The sequence below is a fragment of the Bacillus sp. J33 genome (assembly GCF_000518885.1).
In the GTDB taxonomy this organism is placed as follows: Bacteria; Bacillota; Bacilli; order Bacillales; family Cytobacillaceae; genus Cytobacillus.
On record NZ_JAEL01000005.1, the window covers coordinates 23,242 to 40,062 of the forward strand.

Sequence of the window (16,821 nt, forward strand, 5' to 3'; positions counted from 1 at the left end):
CTTCTAGATCACATTCATATTCTGCTCTGCATCTTTCGGAAGTTCCTGGTTTTTATCGAAGTTTTTAATCGCTTTAATATTGCCGATAATGTTTTGAATCAATCGGATTCCCGCAAGCCCCATGCCAACGGGCGGAGCAAGATACACAACTCCGGTTGGAATTTGAAGTGCGGGTGTCGTCTGGCCAAATAAAAGCAGCTGGGATGCAATGCCATAGCCATAGATCACAACATACACACAGAAAACCAAAAAGAGGATATTAGAAATGAGTGAGAAATAAATTTTCGTTTTGTCTTTAAAAAGAAGGAGTGCAGCATCTACTTTAATATGGCGATGCTGCTTGACCGCGTAGCTTATTCCGATATATATAAGCCAGATAAAGCAGTACCGGGCCAGCTCCTCCGACCAGGATAATGAATTTGACATCACATAGCGCATAAATACCTGTACAAATATCACGGCAACCATGATAGCCGATAAGAGGAACAGTATGTACTTTTCGAGGTTTTCATCAAGCCATTTTAATGGTTTCAGCAAACTGGATCGCCTCTTTTCTTTAAAAAGCGGCCGGCCATCAGGCGACAACCGGCTGCTCTTTTTTTAAAATTATTTTGCCTTTTCAATCTCAGCAAGGAATTCGTCTACAATTTCTGCGCCGATTTTATCTTTATACTTATCAATAACCGGCTTCACAGCTTCCTGGAACTTTTCAAATTCTCCATCCTTGATTTCTGTGAAAGTCATTTCCTTCTTTAAAGTTTCAAGAGATTCTTCAGCCACTTCACGGTTGCGCTGGCGGTTAAACCCACCAGCTTCTACTGCAGCCTTTGAAATAATTTCCTGCTGCTCAGCAGATAGCTCTTCCCAAATCTTTTTGCTGAACAAGAAGATAAACGGCGTGTATACGTGATTTGTATTTGAAACATGTTTCTGAACTTCAGGGTACTTACTTAACAAAATGGTTGGATAAGGATTTTCCTGTCCATCAATGGTGCCCTGCTGCAAGGCAGTGAATAATTCCGTAAATGCCATTGGAGTAGGATTTGCACCAAGTGCTTTCCATGCATCTAAATGGATTTCATTTTCCATAGTCCGGATTTTCAACCCTTTAACATCTTCCATCCCTGCAACAGGCTTCACATCGTTTGTTAAGTTACGGAAGCCATTTTCCCACCAGGCAAGGCCAACTAGTCCCTGCTGGTCAACCATCTCAAGCATCTTGTCGCCAAACGGTCCATCCAGTACCTTGTCTGCCACTTCCTCATTTGGAACAGTGAACGGAAGGTCGAATACCCCAAACTCCGGAATGAAGTTTACAAGAGGTGATGTAGATGGAATCGTAATATCCAGCGTACCAAACTGCAGCATTTCAATCGCAGAACGGTCATCGGCAATCTGGCCGGAATGATAAACTTCAACTGTTAAATCGTCGGATTCTGCTTCCACCAGCTCTTTAAATTTCATGGCACCTTCATATTCAGGATGCTTGTCATTAACCCCGATACTAACCTTTATAGTACGCTTGCCGCCTTCGCCGCTGGCACTATCTGATGACCCGCTATCAGATGCGCCGGTCGAGCTTGAATTCCCTCCGCAGGCTGCCAGCACCATTGTGCTGATCATTAAAATACTCAGAAATAAAATGGACAATTTCTTCATCAAATTTCCCCCTCAATTATTTTAAAAAATGATAGTGTACTCTATCTTTTGCGCTATCATTGGAAGTTCAATAAAGGCTTTTTGGAAATAAAACGCTTTCATAGACTCTCAAAAAAATTTGTTATGTAAATCACCTCTTTATTTTTGTTTTACATTATAAAACTCTGTTCTGCATTGATGAACTTATTTGTATTGTACTTTTGTGGTTTTTATTTGTCAAACTATTTTTTATATTCTAAATGGATTGTAAAATTGAAACTATCTTAAGAAAATATGATGGATGTTTAGTGTGCAGAACATAAAGGAGGAAGAGGATTTAATGCTATACTGGCAAAGGTTTTTTAGCGAAAAAATTTTTCTTTCATTGAAAAAGCTTTGCTGGTTATGAGGTTCAATAGTTATGGGCTGGTTTGGAGTCAAAATCTCTTAAGAAAACTAATTCTTCTCAGCTTTTTGGTGCCGTTTTGCCGGCTGTATTCCGAATTAAGGGGAAAATACTAGCTTTAAAAGCTATTTTATATATATATCATCAACTTTGGCCGTTTTTTCATCAACTTCGATGATATATCGGCAACTAAGCCATTTTATCAGCAACTTTTTCAGATATATCATCAACTGGGGCAAAAATGCCAAGTTTCAGTTTTATTTATAAGTTTATTTTTCACAAAAAAACCAATGCCAGGTATTGCCGGCATTGGTTTTGGTTTTTAGTCCTGGGACAAACTCAATCTTGACCGCAGGTATGCGTTAATAAAGATATCAAGGTCTCCGTCCATGACTCCCTGCACATTTCCGACTTCTGTGTTGGTGCGGTGGTCTTTCACCATGGAGTATGGATGGAAAACGTAAGAGCGGATTTGGCTTCCCCAGCCGATTTCTTTTTGTTCGCCGCGGATTTCAGCCAGTTCTGCTTCCTGCTCTTCAATTTTCTTTTGATAGAGCTTGGCTTGAAGCATTTTCATGGCGCGTTCGCGGTTTTTGATTTGGGAACGCTCTGTTTGGCACGTTACCACGACATTGGTCGGCAAGTGCGTGATCCGGACAGCTGAGTCAGTGGTGTTGATATGCTGGCCGCCGGCGCCGCTTGCACGGTACGTATCAATTTTCAGGTCTTCAGTACGGATATCAATTTCAATTTCGTCATTGAATTCCGGCATGACTTCACAGGATACGAATGAAGTATGGCGGCGGCCTGATGAATCGAATGGTGAGATCCGGACTAGACGGTGTACGCCTTTTTCAGCTTTCAAGTAGCCGTATGCGTTGTGTCCCTTTATGCTGAGCGTAACACTTTTGATGCCCGCTTCATCACCAGGAAGGTAATCAAGCGTTTCAACTTTGAAGCCCTTCTTCTCTGCCCAGCGTGTGTACATGCGAAGAAGCATGCTTCCCCAGTCCTGTGACTCGGTTCCGCCTGCACCAGGATGCAGTTCAAGGATGGCGTTGTTTTTGTCATATTCTTCGCTTAAAAGAAGCTGAAGCTCGAAGTCTTTCAGGCGCTTCACTAAATCTTTAAGCTCATCAACAAGCTCGGCCTGCAGGTCTTCATCGCTCTCCTCTTTTACAAGCTCATACGTTAATTCCAGGTTCTCGAACGTTTCGTTTAAATCATAAAATTCATTTACCTGGTCCTTCAGGGCATTGGATTCATTGATGACACCCTGTGCCGCCTGCTGGTCATCCCAGAATCCAGGCTGCAGCATAACATCGTCAAGCTCGGCAATACGCGCCTCTTTGTTTTCTAAGTCAAAGAGACCCCCTAAAGTCCGCTAAAATTTTAGCTGTTTTTTCAAGTTCATTACGAATATCTGCTAATTCCATTCCTGTCACCTCAAAAATTATTTTCACCTATTATAGCGTGTTTATCTTGAAAAGGCATATTTGTTTCAAATTATAAAGGCTCTCTTAACTTTGAGTGTTGATTTCCGCTGAAGGCACTCGCTTTCCGCGGGGCGGGCGGTGAGCCGCCTCGGCGCACCCCGCCTGTGGGGTCTCACCTGTCCCGCTGCTCCCGAAGGAGTCTCCCACCTTCCGCTTCAATCAACACGTAGCTTCCACACCGTGTTTAAAAAAGGGGCTAAAAATCTAAATGGCATGGGCGGAGTCTGGATTCGCTTCCTATAAAGGTAAGCTGGCTTCTTAGGCGCCAGTCAAATTCCTCTACCCTTTCCATAACGCGGAGCCCTCACCTTTATTACAAAAGGAGAAGCCGGCAAAGCTGTTGCCGGCCCCGTTGCTTATTTCTCTGCACCACAGCAGTTTTTATATTTTTTGCCGCTTCCGCAGATGCATGGATCGTTGCGTCCGATGTCCCTCTGCTTGACGACTGGCTTTTTCTTAACCTTCTCACCGTCTTCTTTCGGGTTGACGGCCTGTCCTTTTGCAACTTCCTGGCGCTCAAGGTTGTTGCGGATTTCAGCTTTCATGATGTACTTGGCAACATCTTCTTCGATGGAAGCGACCATGTTTTCGAACATGGCGAATCCTTCTCCCTGATACTCACGAAGCGGATCTGTCTGGCCATACGCACGAAGGTGGATACCCTGGCGAAGCTGGTCCATGGCGTCGATGTGATCCATCCATTTGGAGTCAACGGCGCGCAGCACGATAACTTTTTCGAATTCGCGCATTTGCTCCGGACTAAGCATTTGCTCTTTTTCATCGTAGCGCTCTTTGACTTTCGCAAAAATGGTTTCGACGATTTCTTCTGTATCCTTGCCGCGGATATCGTTAATTGTCAGATCGCCTTCATTTAGAAGGTTTCCATTTACATAGTCAATGATGCCCTGAAGATTCCAGTTTTCTTCGTCTTCATGACCAGGCGCATAACCTGCCACATTGCGCTCGATGCTGGTCAGGATCATCTTCTCAACGATTTCTCTTAGGTTCTCAGACTCAAGAACTTCATTACGCTGACCGTATAGGATTTCACGCTGCTGGCGAAGAACATCGTCGTAGGATAGAAGCTGCTTACGTGCATCAAAGTTGTTGCCCTCAACGCGTTTTTGCGCAGATTCAACAGCTCTGGAAACCATTTTACTTTGGATTGGCTGGGAATCATCCATGCCAAGGCGCTCCATCATTGATTTCATATTGTCAGAGCCAAAACGGCGCATCAGTTCATCTTCCATAGAAAGGTAGAACTGCGTTACCCCTGGATCTCCCTGACGGCCGGAACGTCCGCGGAGCTGATTATCAATACGTCTGCTCTCGTGGCGTTCTGTACCAATCACACATAGTCCGCCAAGTTCCTTCACGCCTTCACCAAGCTTGATATCCGTACCGCGGCCCGCCATGTTTGTGGCAATGGTTACAGAGCCCTTCTTGCCGGCGTCCGCAATGATTTCCGCTTCACGGCCATGGTTCTTCGCGTTCAGGACGTTATGCGGAACGCCTTTTTTGCTAAGGTATTTTGAAATGATTTCAGATGTTTCGATTGCCACTGTACCGACAAGCACAGGCTGTCCCTTTTTATGGCGCTCGGCGATATCTTCCACAACCGCACGGAACTTCCCGTCCATGGTTGCGTAAATTAGATCTGGACGGTCGTCACGGGCAATTGGGCGGTTTGTCGGAATGACAACAACATTCATATTGTAAATATTGCGGAATTCCTCTTCTTCCGTTTTTGCTGTACCAGTCATACCGGCAAGCTTTTCATACATACGGAAGTAATTCTGGAATGTAATCGTCGCAAGTGTCATGCTCTCGTTCTGGATTTCCAGGCCTTCTTTCGCTTCGATTGCCTGGTGGAGTCCATCGCTGTAACGGCGGCCCTTCATCAGACGGCCTGTAAATTGGTCGACAATAACAATTTCGCCGTCCTGGACAACATAATCCACATCAAGGTGCATGCTGGAATGCGCTTTTAGCGCCTGTGTAATATGGTGGTTAAGCGCCACATGGGAGATGTCGAAAAGGTTATCGATCCCAAATGCCTTCTCTGCTTTTGTCATCCCTTCTTCAGTCAGCTGAACCCCTTTTGTTTTTTCATCATACGTGTAGTCCTCGTCTTTTTTCAGGCGGCTGACAAAGGCATTTGCCTGGATATAAAGCTGGGTGGACTTTTGCGCAGAGCCGGAAATGATAAGCGGCGTACGCGCTTCATCGATGAGGATGGAGTCGACTTCATCGATTACGGCGTAATGAAGCGGGCGCTGAACCTTCTGCTCTTTGTAAAGAACCATATTATCGCGAAGATAGTCAAAGCCAAGCTCATTGTTCGTGCTGTATGTGATATCGGCCGCATATGCCGCCTGCTTTTCTTCCTTGGAAAGTCCATTCAGGTTAAGGCCGACAGTAAGGCCAAGGAATTCGTAAAGCTGGCCCATTTCTGTGGCGTCACGGCTGGCAAGGTATTCATTGACTGTTACAACGTGAACACCTTTGCCTGTTAATGCATTGAGGTAAACCGGCATGGTCGCAGTCAGGGTTTTACCTTCACCGGTTTTCATCTCGGAGATATTGCCTTCGTGCAGGGAGATTCCCCCCATTAACTGGACTGGATATGGATATAAGCCAAGAACACGCTTTGCTGCTTCACGGACAACCGCAAATGCTTCGATCAGCATATCGTCCACGGATTCACCTTTTTGGTAGCGATTCTTGAATTCTTCCGTTTTTGCGCGCAGCTGCTCGTCCGATAATTTTTCCATATCAGATGATAGCGCATCGATTTGTTCTGCCATTTTGGTGAGACGTTTTAGTTCGCGTTTATTTTGATCAAACACTTTATTTAAAATCCCAAGCATTAAAAACGCTCCTTTATGTTGGATATGAGAGTCATTTGCTGATCCGCCTGTTAAAGTGAAACTTCAACCAGTAGAGGCTTTATCCCACTGATTGTTAGTTGAACCAATCGGGCCTTTACGGGCAGCTGGACTCCCGCTTTTCATCCTTCGATTCCTCTGAGTCTTGAAGAGGAGTCTTACTGACCGTTAGACTGCGATAAATAAAAAAGATTCGCTTTTTGCCGGCGGAATCCTCCCATAAAAATTCACATTATTTCTTATTAATATTACCACTTTGGGAGGGGGGTGACAACTTATGCTAATTTTGAGGTGTTTATTCTAAAGCCTTCATTCGCTGATAGTGCGGCATCGGGAAATAAACCCTGCCCTTTTTGGTGCCGGAATAGGGCAGCTGCATGCTAATTAGAAGCTTTTTAGCTATATCACCCGATGAAAGGTGCAAAAAGCGGGAGATTTGCTGATTGGTTAAGGGAGTATGGTTGTTTAGGAGGAAGAGATCATTGATGGCTTGGATGTGAGCATGTTTGTCTTTGGCCTGGCATTTGGGGCAATACCATGTTCCAAAGTGGCGCTTCATTGGCTTATTTGAACAAACACTGCATATCACCCCTGTTTGGATTTCGGATATTGGGATTTCATAGTGCTTTAAAATATCAAACGTTTTGGGAGAATGCTCTTTTAAAAGGGAGCGGGACATTTTCTTTAAGTCTTTTAATGACAGGAGCTCATTTTTGTAAGTTGTTTTCATTTTTTCGATTTGTTTGAGGAGGTATTGGACATGCAGAACTCTTTGCAGTGTTTTGGCGTAGCCGGGAGCAGCTTTGAGGATGGTTGAGGGTTTGCTGATGATGACGAAAAATTCAATTGGGATATTAACATTTCGCTTCTGGAGCCATTTTTTCAATTCGGTACACTGTTGGCTGGCTTGTTCAATCGGATTTGGATATCCTTTTGTTTCTCCTCTGCTATTTGTTTGAATTAGCTGGTGGAAGTCCGGGTCAAAATATAAGGTTCCCCCGCAGTTTTTAACTTCTAAAATTAGCACAAAAGCGGAGTTAAGGAGCAGAGTGTCGATTTGGAAGAAATGCTTTCCGTTTGAAAGGCGGAGATCATGGAGGATTAGATACTCTTTTTCCGGCAGTTTGCTCAAGTGGAAATCGATTGCTTGCTCTCCTTTGCAGCCTGCAATTCTGTTCGTTTGGTCAGACTCAATTTTAGTCCGCTTTGGGTGATTCTGCGAGATTCTTTTTAGCAGGGCATGATTTTTCTGTATTCTGATGGGCAGAAATCGTTCTTTTTCAATCAAAAGCAACACTCCTTATTGGATTTGAAAAGAAGATTCGCCTTTGGAAGAAAATTCTCCTGCATTTTTTCATCATTTTTCAGCTTCAAAATATATATCCGTCACCTTGCAGGATTTATCGGTCAGTTTTTGATTTTATCAGTCACTTTCTGGATATATCGGTCAGATATCAATTTTATCGGTCACTTTTTCAATATATCGGTCAGTTCGCGTCCTATCAACATTACTCCATTCACAAGGTGAAAAAAGAAAAAACGGAGAGCCCGCGCCCTCCGTTTTTATGAATTCGACTCCTCGATTAACTGGCGGATTGTATCCTCAACTTCATTATAAATCTCACCATAATACGTCGACACGCGGCTTGCATTGATGCCATATTTTTCGCCGACTTCTTTCTGAGTCAAAGTTTCCTGTGTATCAGCTATGGTAGTAACTAAATAGCGGAGACCTGCAACGTAATTGCCCGGCTTTTTCACCTGTTTGCGTGTCTTCTCGCAGTAGTCCATCCAAAGCGAAATTCCCATGCCGATAATCCATGGTTCTTCCCCTGCTGCGATCATATCGTCCCTGAATATTTCAGCCACCTGCTCAGCACCCTTGCTCGGCCAGTCGAAATTATCCATTGTCGGGACAGAAACCGATTTTGGTGTCTCGTGCATAAGATCGACGAGATATTCTGCCAGGTACTCTTCCGGGTCATCATATCCTTTATCATCAAATGAATATCGAATATAATCTTCAAAATGTGCAGCATTTTCTTTCGGCAGATCAAAAATAGCCGGAAATGCCAGGTATTCTTCTCCATATGGAAGAAGCATCGCAAAGGCAAAACTGCCTTCCTCAAAGCCATTCAAATCGCCAAAAAGCGAAACATTATAGATTGTTCCTGTTAGGGTATCCTTTATGACAGCCCGATCTTCTGAAACTTCAGTGAAGATCCCAGCCACTGCCTTGCCTTCTGTCCAGGATTGCAAAATGCTTTTCAACCGCGGACGTGCAATGTATGGCAATTTTTCATGAATGAATTCGTCCATAACGGAGGCTTCTTCCTCTAAAGTACCGAAAAGGATAAACCAGAAGGTATGAACAAATTCGTAAAACTCTTTTTCTTCACCTTTGATATCCTCGAGAATATCCAAAAGATCGACAAAATCAGCTTTTATGTCCTCCCCATAATGAGTAAGGGCAAATACCCTCGCTTCCTTTTGAAGCTCAATGACTTCATGGTTCAATACGTCTTTAATGGAAACAGCATCCTTGCTGCCGCAGCACTTCTTATATTTTTTCCCGCTGCCGCACGGGCATGGCTCATTTCTGCTTACTTTTACTGTTGACATGCTTTAAATCCTCTCAATCAATAATTAATCCCTTAAGCCAATTCTCTATTTCTTTTTTGGCATATTCGTGTTCAAAGGAGTTCCATTCATCCCATAGCTCCGTTTCATAAAGTACATCTTTAAAATGGCGAAATGGCTTTTTCTTGCTAAGGGCACGATAAATTTTTTCAGCCACCTTTTCCTTCTCCAGGCTTTCTGCGAAGGATTCCCTTAACTTATATGCTTCGAAGCTATCCATCTTGGGGATCGCCACATATCTCTCTTCACTTTCCTCGTCATCCCAGTCAATTCCAGGCTCCCCTGTTATGAGAGGGTTCTCATCAATAACGATCGTTTTTTCCGTAAGGTCATAATAATAGGATAGGTAGTTATCGCCCTCTAAATAAACATCTATCAAATCTCCAACATCATGCATTCTACCACGCTCCATAACTTTTTTTCTACTTTCAGCACAATTACCATTTGTTTTACCATTTTTCCAAAAAAACGCAAAATAAGATACCTGATTTTTCAGGCATCTCAATCGTTTTTCCTTTTCCAGGAAGGTTCCTTTTATAAATAGATCATCGTAAGAAAGGTCATCATCATTTTCGTCTATCATTTTATCACATTTTGAACAGGAGATAAATGTATCTGTGATATGAAATCCAACATATCCATAGGTCACCTCTTGTATATCCCATATGGTTTCCCACTCAATTTCAAAAGTGTGGCTGCAGTGCTTCAGTGAAATTCACATGTACCAAAATCTCCCTTTTTCTTCTTATTCCGTTTAGACTTTCTTTTTCCCAATTTATTGCACCTCTAATTCATATCGTTACAGCATAGTGCTTTACAAATGGATCTTCACTTAAAAGCGCTGATTCGATTCTTTCCAGAAATTCCGTCATATTTGGTATCCTTTCCTTTTAAAATAACTTCATCTGCTCCGACAAATTTTCCGTTTTCTTAATCTCATAGCCCATTGCCTTGTAACCTTCTAATCGCTTCTCAAACATTTTCTTTAAAATAGGGACTTTCTTGTCCACATAATCATACACTCTTACTTCTTGTTTGTTGGAGTGAATTCTGTGAAGCCTGCCAACATACTGCTGCAGGGTACCTTTCCAGGCAATCGGCATGGCGAGGAACAGTGTGTCCAGCCTTGGATCATCGAAGCCCTCCCCTATAAATTTGCCTGTAGCAATCACTAATCGCTCCTCGTCATCTGAAATTTTTTCCAGCCGCTTTAATTCTATTTTTCTTTCTTTTTTCGACATATTTCCTGATAAGATAATAATATTTTTCGCAAACCCTTTGAATTGCTTTTTCATCCTTTCAAGGTGTTCAATCCGTTCAGTTAAGATGATGGGTGAACGGCCGGCTTCGAGTTCATTAAGGACATCATTGAACAATTGCTGATTTCGCCCTTTGTCACTTAACATTGTTTTATATATCTCTTGAATTTCAGCCGATGATGAAGTAAAACTAGTTACTTTTTGGATAAGACGATGTTTAAAAGGACGGATTTTCGCCTGTGTCTTCCCATCAACTTTATAGCGAATGGGTCCGCATTGCATAAAAATGATGGGGTGCAATCCGTCTTTGCGAATAGGAGTAGCTGTTAAGCCATAAACATATTTTGCACGAATGGCTTTTAAAACCTTCTCAAAGCTAAAAGCAGAAATATGATGGCACTCATCTACAATAACTTGTCCATATTGAGTAATAAACGATTTTAGTTCACCTTTGGATTTGATGCTTTGGATAGTGGCAATATCTACTTTTGCGGTTATTTTCTTTTTCCCTCCGCTGTATTGTCCAATCTCTTCAGGAGGAAGGGCAAGGAAAGCCGCAAGCTTTTCTATCCACTGATCAAGCAGCTGAGTCCTGTCAACAATTATAAGGGTATTAGTCTTCCTTTTGGCAATCATAGCTGCGGCAGCAACCGTTTTGCCAAATCCTGTAGTTGCCGAGAGTACACCGTTGGTATGGTTTAATAACTCTGAAACGGCTTCTTCCTGCTGAGGAGTTAGCTTTCCGTTAAAAGTTACATTTATTTCTTCACCTTCATAATATTCTGGAATGTAATTAGCCTCAATAGAGTAGTCATGGAAGAGTTTTTCTAATTCTTTCTTGCAGCCGCGGGGCAAAATGATATGCTCCACATCCTCATCGCTGCAGCTGATTATTCTTTGCAATCCATAGGTAGACATTCTTTTAGCCTGTGCTTTATAGAATTCTGGATTTTTAAAAGCAGCAATAGCTAATATTTTTGAGAATAGCGAGGATGGAATGTGTTCCTTTTTAATATAAAGGCCATTTTTCACCAGTATATCTATTTGGGCTGGATATGCAGCTGTGAAAACAGGCTCTGCTTTTTCATGTGATTTAAGCTTATTTAGAACGGATAGGATGTTATTTGCCGAAAATTTTTCAACTGTGGATAAATACATCCATTGATCTTGATAAGGAGTAAATGTTTCATCAACAAAGACGCTGTTCCCTGCTTTTTTCGAATGGAGCTGCAGCGGCAGCGCGATTAAGTTTCCAAAGCCGCCTCTTGGAAGGGTATCCTGATTAGGAAACATTCGATCAAATGAATCAATCCCAATTTCATGCCTGTTCTCCATTGTTTTTTCCAGAAGAGCCGAGCCTAATTTTCTAGCTAATGAAGCAGCAACATCTTCAGAGAAAAACAGCCAGCAGTGTGCGCCATTTCCCGACCTTGACCGTTCTATATGTATAGGAACATTGAGTTCTTTACAAACTTTAACAAAAGCCAAAACATCTTCTTTCCAGCTATGTTTATCAAAATCGAAAGCTAAAAAAGCACAAGTTTCATCAGGCAGCATTGGATAAAGTCCGATTGTTTTCTTACCGCTTAGGTGATCAAAAAGAACTTGATTCGTTAGCGGGAGCAGCTTTCGATTGCTGCACTCGCTGCATTTAATATTCGGTTTTTCACATAGGGGCTTTTGCCATTCGTGCTTACAGGCTGGCATATAACCGGACTTGCCGTTTTTCGATTCCCAGCGAACGGCATAAGCATCTGTTCGTCCTTTAAACAGTGACTGGAATAATGTAATTTTTTCCTGGGGAAGTGAACGATTGGTTAATATCCTAATTTCTGAAATGCTTTCAGTACTTTCATTTGCCTCCCGCTGATGCATCATATTAGAGAGCAATTTTTTCAAGTATGCATTTTCTTTCTTCAGCCGTGTCAATTCTTCTAAATGAGTGTCATTTTTCATTCTGATCCCTCAGATTAATAGATTGTTTACTATATATTCTATCGAAATGAGTAGATTTTAAACAAATCCAGCAGATGAAACTATATTTTTTAGAAAAGTATAGTTTCCTTCTGCTGGACTGTAGAGATATCGGTCAGTTTTCTGATATATCGGTCACATTTTATTTTTATCGGTCAGATTTTCAATATATCGGTCAGTTCGCGCCATATTAGCTTTACATAAATTACATAGTAAAAACAGAAAAAACGGAGAGCCCCCACTCCCCGTTTTTCCGCAAACATTATTGATTTTTCATATATTCCAGCACATCCAAATCAATCTTGCCCGGTTCCTGTTCGCGGGCTTCGAAGTTCTCAGTATGGATGTGGGCTGTCAGCGCTTTAAAAAGCTGGTCATCCTCCTGGCCGCTCTCTAAATACTTAAGACGCATCAATTCCCGAACCAATTCTTCTTTTACCTCACCTTCGATCGCTGCAATACGGTCGGCCTTTGAAGGAGCAAAATAAAGCTGCTGGAGATGATAAATCCGAATCAGCTCCGTAATCGGTTCCGGATGGTCATCGACCCGCAGATCAATAAAGCGGTCGTTGAACCCTCCGTATCCGCCAGCCTCTTTTACAACCAGCAGTGCTGCCGATTGCTGGCCGCGGCTGTCACCGCCAGCTAACTGGCCTGCATTCAAGGCTGCAAGCAGACGCTCTGCCAAAGATCCCTCCGTACTGATGAATGTCTGTCCCATCGCCTCAACCGTTTTTTCGTCCACTAAAATATTCCCCTGTGCAGCAAAGTGCGGTCCGGTCATTCCGCCGGCCCAATCATAGCAGCCTTCCCCCGTAAAGGATGCCGGATTCCCCAGGGCATCCAGCAATCCGACCTGGCGAAGCTCTTTGTCAGGATCATCTTTTGTGATGATTTCAAGCGCTTCTTCAGCTGTTTTGCCTTCCTCCATTAATTGCAATGCACGCGGGCCATAGGCTGTGTTGGCGTAAGACTGAGTAGCAACCGCTCCAACCCCGGCTTTGGCAAACGGCACAACGGCTCCAACGCCTAAAAATTTCGATTGAACTGCAATTCCCCATTCCTTTTCTTTAGGATCGTATCCCACAATAGAAAATGGCATATATGAATCCTCCCTATCCTAAAACAAGTCCCCCATAAACGAGTGCTCCGGCAATGACATAAGCCGGATGCACTTTGAGCTTTTCCATTAGGAAAAAGCTCAGAATTCCAATGAAAAGGGTCTGCCAAATGCCGGCGCCTTCATATGCGGAGAAAAAGAAATCATATGTCATGATGCCAAGCAGGACGGCGATGACCGGCCGAATATAAGTAGTCATCCGTTTGACGCGCGGCGATTCCTTATACTTCATCAGCAATCCGAGCAAGGTAATCATTAAAATCAATGATGGCGCCACGGTCGCGAAAACCCCGACAATCGCTCCAAGCACTCCTGCCTGCTGGAAACCAATATAGCCGGCCATTTTCGTTGCGATCGGACCTGGAAGCGCATTGCCCATTGCCAGCATTTCACTGAATTCACTGGTTGTCAGCCATTCATAATTGTCTACCACTTCATTTTCAACCAAAGGAATGGATGCCGGTCCCCCACCATATCCAAGAATCCCAGGGATGAAAAATGCCAAGAAAATCTGTACATATATCATGCTGGATTCTTCTCCTTTTGCGCTTCATTTTTTTCAGCTGCATCCTTTTTTAAAAGAGCGGCCACTAGCAAAGCAAAAATAATGATTGCAGGATGAATATTTACAAATTCAAGAAGAACCAAGCTTGCCGCCACAAAAAGGAGTGTCCAGCCCCAGCCCAAGGATGACTTCGTCGACTTTTTTACGAAATCCCATGTCAGTGTTGCGAGCATGACGGCTACAACCGGAATGACTGCCTTTGTCATGCCTGCGACCCATGGCTGTTCCTTGAATGTATTTAATGCCGTAAGAAGAATAATCATAAGGACAATTGTTGGAACCATTGTTGCTACAAGCGCGTTTACCATGCCAAATATACCGCCGACACGAAAGCCGATATAGCCGGCCATTTTCGTCGCAATGGGGCCAGGCAGCGCATTGCCGAGAGCCAGCACATCGCCAAATTCATCTGTATCCATCCATTTATATTTATCGACAACCTCTTTATGGACAAGCGGTATGGACGACGGCCCGCCGCCATAGCCCAGAATGCCCACCCTGAAAAAAGCCATAAAGATGTCAACCTGCTTCATGGATGCTACCACCTCTTTTCATTCAATCGTTCACCCTGCCTCCCTATCTTGAAAAAGCAGGTGAAGGAGCGGCTTCCCATGTCCGCTCCCCAGTATCTTATATATGGTTATTTTACTCTGATATTCGAACTGCTTCCTCTTTTTTTATTACCAAGCAGCAATGCTTCCGTCTGTACGGGGCTCCGTTCCGCCCATAAGGACGCCGGTTTTCGGATCACGCCAGATGATTTGGCCGCGGCCGAATCCGCCGGTGTCAACGGTAACTTCGATTTGGTGCCCTTTGCGTGCCAGGGCCTGTGCTATGTGATTAGGGAAGTTTGGTTCCACTTGGACCTTTTTGCCTTCAATCCACTGCCATCTTGGCGCATCCAGTGCTGCCTGCGGATTCAGATGGAAATCAACTGTATTCATGATAACCTGCATATGGCCCTGCGGCTGCATATAACCGCCCATCACACCGAATGGCCCCACTGCTTCGCCGTCTTTTGTGAGGAATCCAGGAATGATCGTATGATACGTTTTCTTGCCTGGCTTTAGTGCGTTATGGTGCTCCGGATCAAGCGAGAAGTCGTGTCCGCGGTTTTGCAGGGCAATACCGGTTCCCGGAACGACAAGACCGGAACCGAAGCCCATGTAATTGCTTTGGATGAAAGATACCATATTGCCTTCACTGTCAGCTGTCGCCAGATATACGGTTCCGCCTCGAGGAGGCTGATATGGCTCAGGTGTCAAAGCTTCATCGCCAATTTCGCTGCGGCGGGACTCACCATATTGCTCGGAAAGCAATTCTTCAACCGTTACTCTCATATCCGCCGGATCCGTTATAAATGCCTTTCCATCGGTGAATGCCAACTTCATGGCTTCGATTTGCTTATGATAGGTATCCACCGTGTCTTTATCGCCGAACTCAAACCCTCTGGCGATATTCAAGCCCAACAGAGCCACAAGCCCCTGGCCGTTCGGCGGGATTTCCCATACATCATAGCCGCGGTAATGGACCTTGATTGGATCAACCCATTCCGCTTTGAAATCAGCAAGATCCTCCTTCGATAAGAAAGCATTATATTTTTTTGAAAAAGCATCGATCTTATCTGCTATTTCACCGCGGTAAAAGCTTTCGCCATCTGTTTCGCCAATTGACCTTAACGCAGCCGCATGGCCTTCAGAACGCCATACTTCGCCAGCTTCAGGACATTTTCCATCAGGGGCAAAGGTTTCAAACCAATGCTGAAACTCGTCATCTGTGAGAATTTGCTTGAATTTTTTATAAGCAAACTTCCAGTACTTTCCGAGGATCGGTGTTAATGGATAGCCTTTCTCTGCATAATCAATTGCCGGCTGAAGAACTTCTTTTAACGGAAGCTTGCCGAAACGCTTGGATAGCTCAGTCCAAGCAGATGGCGCGCCTGGAACAGTTACAGGCATCCAGCCGTGAACCGGCATTTTTTCATAGCCTCTTTCCTTTAAGGCTTCGATTGAAATGGACTTTGGAGCGGGTCCGCTTGCGTTCAAACCATGCAGTTCCCCTTTAGTCCAGACAAGCGCAAAAGCGTCACCGCCAATTCCGTTTGAAGTCGGTTCAACAACGGTTAAAGCTGCAGCTGCCGCAATGGCTGCATCGATCGCATTTCCGCCTTTTTTCATGATATCCAGTCCGGCTTGAGCAGCCAGCGGCTGGGATGTGGCGACCATGCCATTATTGGCCATCACCGTCGTTCTCTGTGATGTATATGGATGGTTCTGAAAATCAAAGTTCATGTGGTTCACCTCTGCTAGTGTCTTAAAATCATTAATTCTGATTATATCAAATTATATAAATGTTATGTTAGTTTTTATTTCGTATAACTAAATTTGCTAGCTTCCAGTTGATTTTCTTCTAAAAATTTTGTATGATTTAGCTATAAATTGAATAGTCATTCTCCTAAAGGGGAGTAGCTTTTACAGCAGAGTCGTCATTACGGAGCATATGCTCTCGGCTTTGCTGGCAATTTTAACAATTGTTAGCAAGACCTTTACCAATACGGTAGAGGTCTTTATTTATGGGCCTTTACCAGCTGTGGTAAAGGCCTTTTTTATATACAGGCCCACACAACAAATGGTTTTACTTTATAAAATGGAGGAATAGGATATGAAGAAGAAAATACGATATACAATGGATGAATTAATTAAGCGAAATAAAGAAGAACTGATGAAGGACAGATCACAGCTTGAAAAAATCGAAAAGAAACTGGACGAGAGAAAGGTGAAAATGATGTAAGTGTACATGAAACTTTCTCATCCGTTTCACGTAACTAATGTAAAA

The 16,821-nt window shown here is 43.5% G+C and carries 13 protein-coding genes; 1 reads left to right on the forward strand and 12 read right to left on the reverse strand.

Annotated elements, in window-relative coordinates:
- Nucleotides 1–3: 3 nt before the first annotated feature.
- From L634_RS0101800 to L634_RS0101865, 12 genes are all read right to left on the reverse strand, one after another.
- Nucleotides 4–537, reverse strand: a complete 534-nt coding sequence (locus L634_RS0101800; RefSeq protein WP_026580971.1) for a TRAP transporter small permease — start codon at nucleotides 535–537, stop codon at nucleotides 4–6.
- 69 nt (nucleotides 538–606) lie between these two features.
- Entirely contained in the window at nucleotides 607–1,659 is a 1,053-nt protein-coding gene (locus L634_RS0101805) for a TRAP transporter substrate-binding protein (protein ID WP_026580972.1), read from the reverse strand.
- Between the two features lie 707 nt (nucleotides 1,660–2,366).
- A protein-coding gene (gene prfB / locus L634_RS0101810; protein ID WP_157452328.1) for a peptide chain release factor 2 occupies nucleotides 2,367–3,480 on the reverse strand; the annotation gives its coding sequence in 2 pieces (ribosomal slippage) (nucleotides 2,367–3,407 and nucleotides 3,409–3,480; 1,113 coding nt in all).
- Nucleotides 3,481–3,896: 416 nt separating this feature from the next.
- A complete protein-coding gene (gene secA / locus L634_RS0101815) occupies nucleotides 3,897–6,410 on the reverse strand; it encodes a preprotein translocase subunit SecA (protein WP_026580974.1) in 2,514 nt (837 codons plus the stop codon).
- Nucleotides 6,411–6,723: 313 nt separating this feature from the next.
- The gene (locus L634_RS0101820; protein ID WP_026580975.1) at nucleotides 6,724–7,716 is read right to left on the reverse strand and encodes a nuclease-related domain-containing protein; all 993 of its coding nucleotides are present in this window, start codon (nucleotides 7,714–7,716) and stop codon (nucleotides 6,724–6,726) included.
- A 275-nt stretch (nucleotides 7,717–7,991) separates the two neighbouring features.
- On the reverse strand, nucleotides 7,992–9,050 hold the full coding sequence (locus L634_RS0101830; protein ID WP_026580976.1) for a YecA family protein: 1,059 nt from the start codon (nucleotides 9,048–9,050) through the stop codon (nucleotides 7,992–7,994).
- 13 nt (nucleotides 9,051–9,063) lie between these two features.
- Nucleotides 9,064–9,717: a UPF0158 family protein gene (locus tag L634_RS33720; protein WP_026580977.1), complete on the reverse strand. Its 654-nt coding sequence runs from the start codon at nucleotides 9,715–9,717 to the stop codon at nucleotides 9,064–9,066.
- A gap of 241 nt (nucleotides 9,718–9,958) precedes the next feature.
- Nucleotides 9,959–12,283 (reverse strand): TOTE conflict system archaeo-eukaryotic primase domain-containing protein, encoded by a 2,325-nt coding sequence (locus L634_RS0101845; RefSeq protein ID WP_026580978.1) that lies wholly within the window; start codon nucleotides 12,281–12,283, stop codon nucleotides 9,959–9,961.
- A 280-nt stretch (nucleotides 12,284–12,563) separates the two neighbouring features.
- The gene (locus L634_RS0101850) at nucleotides 12,564–13,403 is read right to left on the reverse strand and encodes a DUF1028 domain-containing protein (protein WP_026580979.1); all 840 of its coding nucleotides are present in this window, start codon (nucleotides 13,401–13,403) and stop codon (nucleotides 12,564–12,566) included.
- Between the two features lie 13 nt (nucleotides 13,404–13,416).
- Complete coding sequence (locus L634_RS0101855; RefSeq protein ID WP_026580980.1) at nucleotides 13,417–13,947, reverse strand: chromate transporter; 531 nt, start codon at nucleotides 13,945–13,947, stop codon at nucleotides 13,417–13,419.
- Nucleotides 13,944–14,519 carry a chromate transporter gene (locus tag L634_RS0101860; protein ID WP_026580981.1) on the reverse strand — a complete coding sequence of 192 codons (576 nt, stop codon included), beginning with the start codon at nucleotides 14,517–14,519 and terminating at the stop codon, nucleotides 13,944–13,946. The genes L634_RS0101855 and L634_RS0101860 overlap by 4 nt, the downstream gene beginning before the upstream one ends.
- 147 nt (nucleotides 14,520–14,666) lie before the next feature.
- Nucleotides 14,667–16,277 carry a gamma-glutamyltransferase family protein gene (locus tag L634_RS0101865; RefSeq protein ID WP_026580982.1) on the reverse strand — a complete coding sequence of 537 codons (1,611 nt, stop codon included), beginning with the start codon at nucleotides 16,275–16,277 and terminating at the stop codon, nucleotides 14,667–14,669.
- Nucleotides 16,278–16,647: 370 nt separating this feature from the next.
- Here L634_RS0101865 and L634_RS33200 point away from each other — a divergent pair, with 370 nt between their 5' ends.
- The gene (locus L634_RS33200; RefSeq protein WP_157452329.1) at nucleotides 16,648–16,776 is read left to right on the forward strand and encodes an FbpB family small basic protein; all 129 of its coding nucleotides are present in this window, start codon (nucleotides 16,648–16,650) and stop codon (nucleotides 16,774–16,776) included.
- Nucleotides 16,777–16,821: the final 45 nt, after the last annotated feature.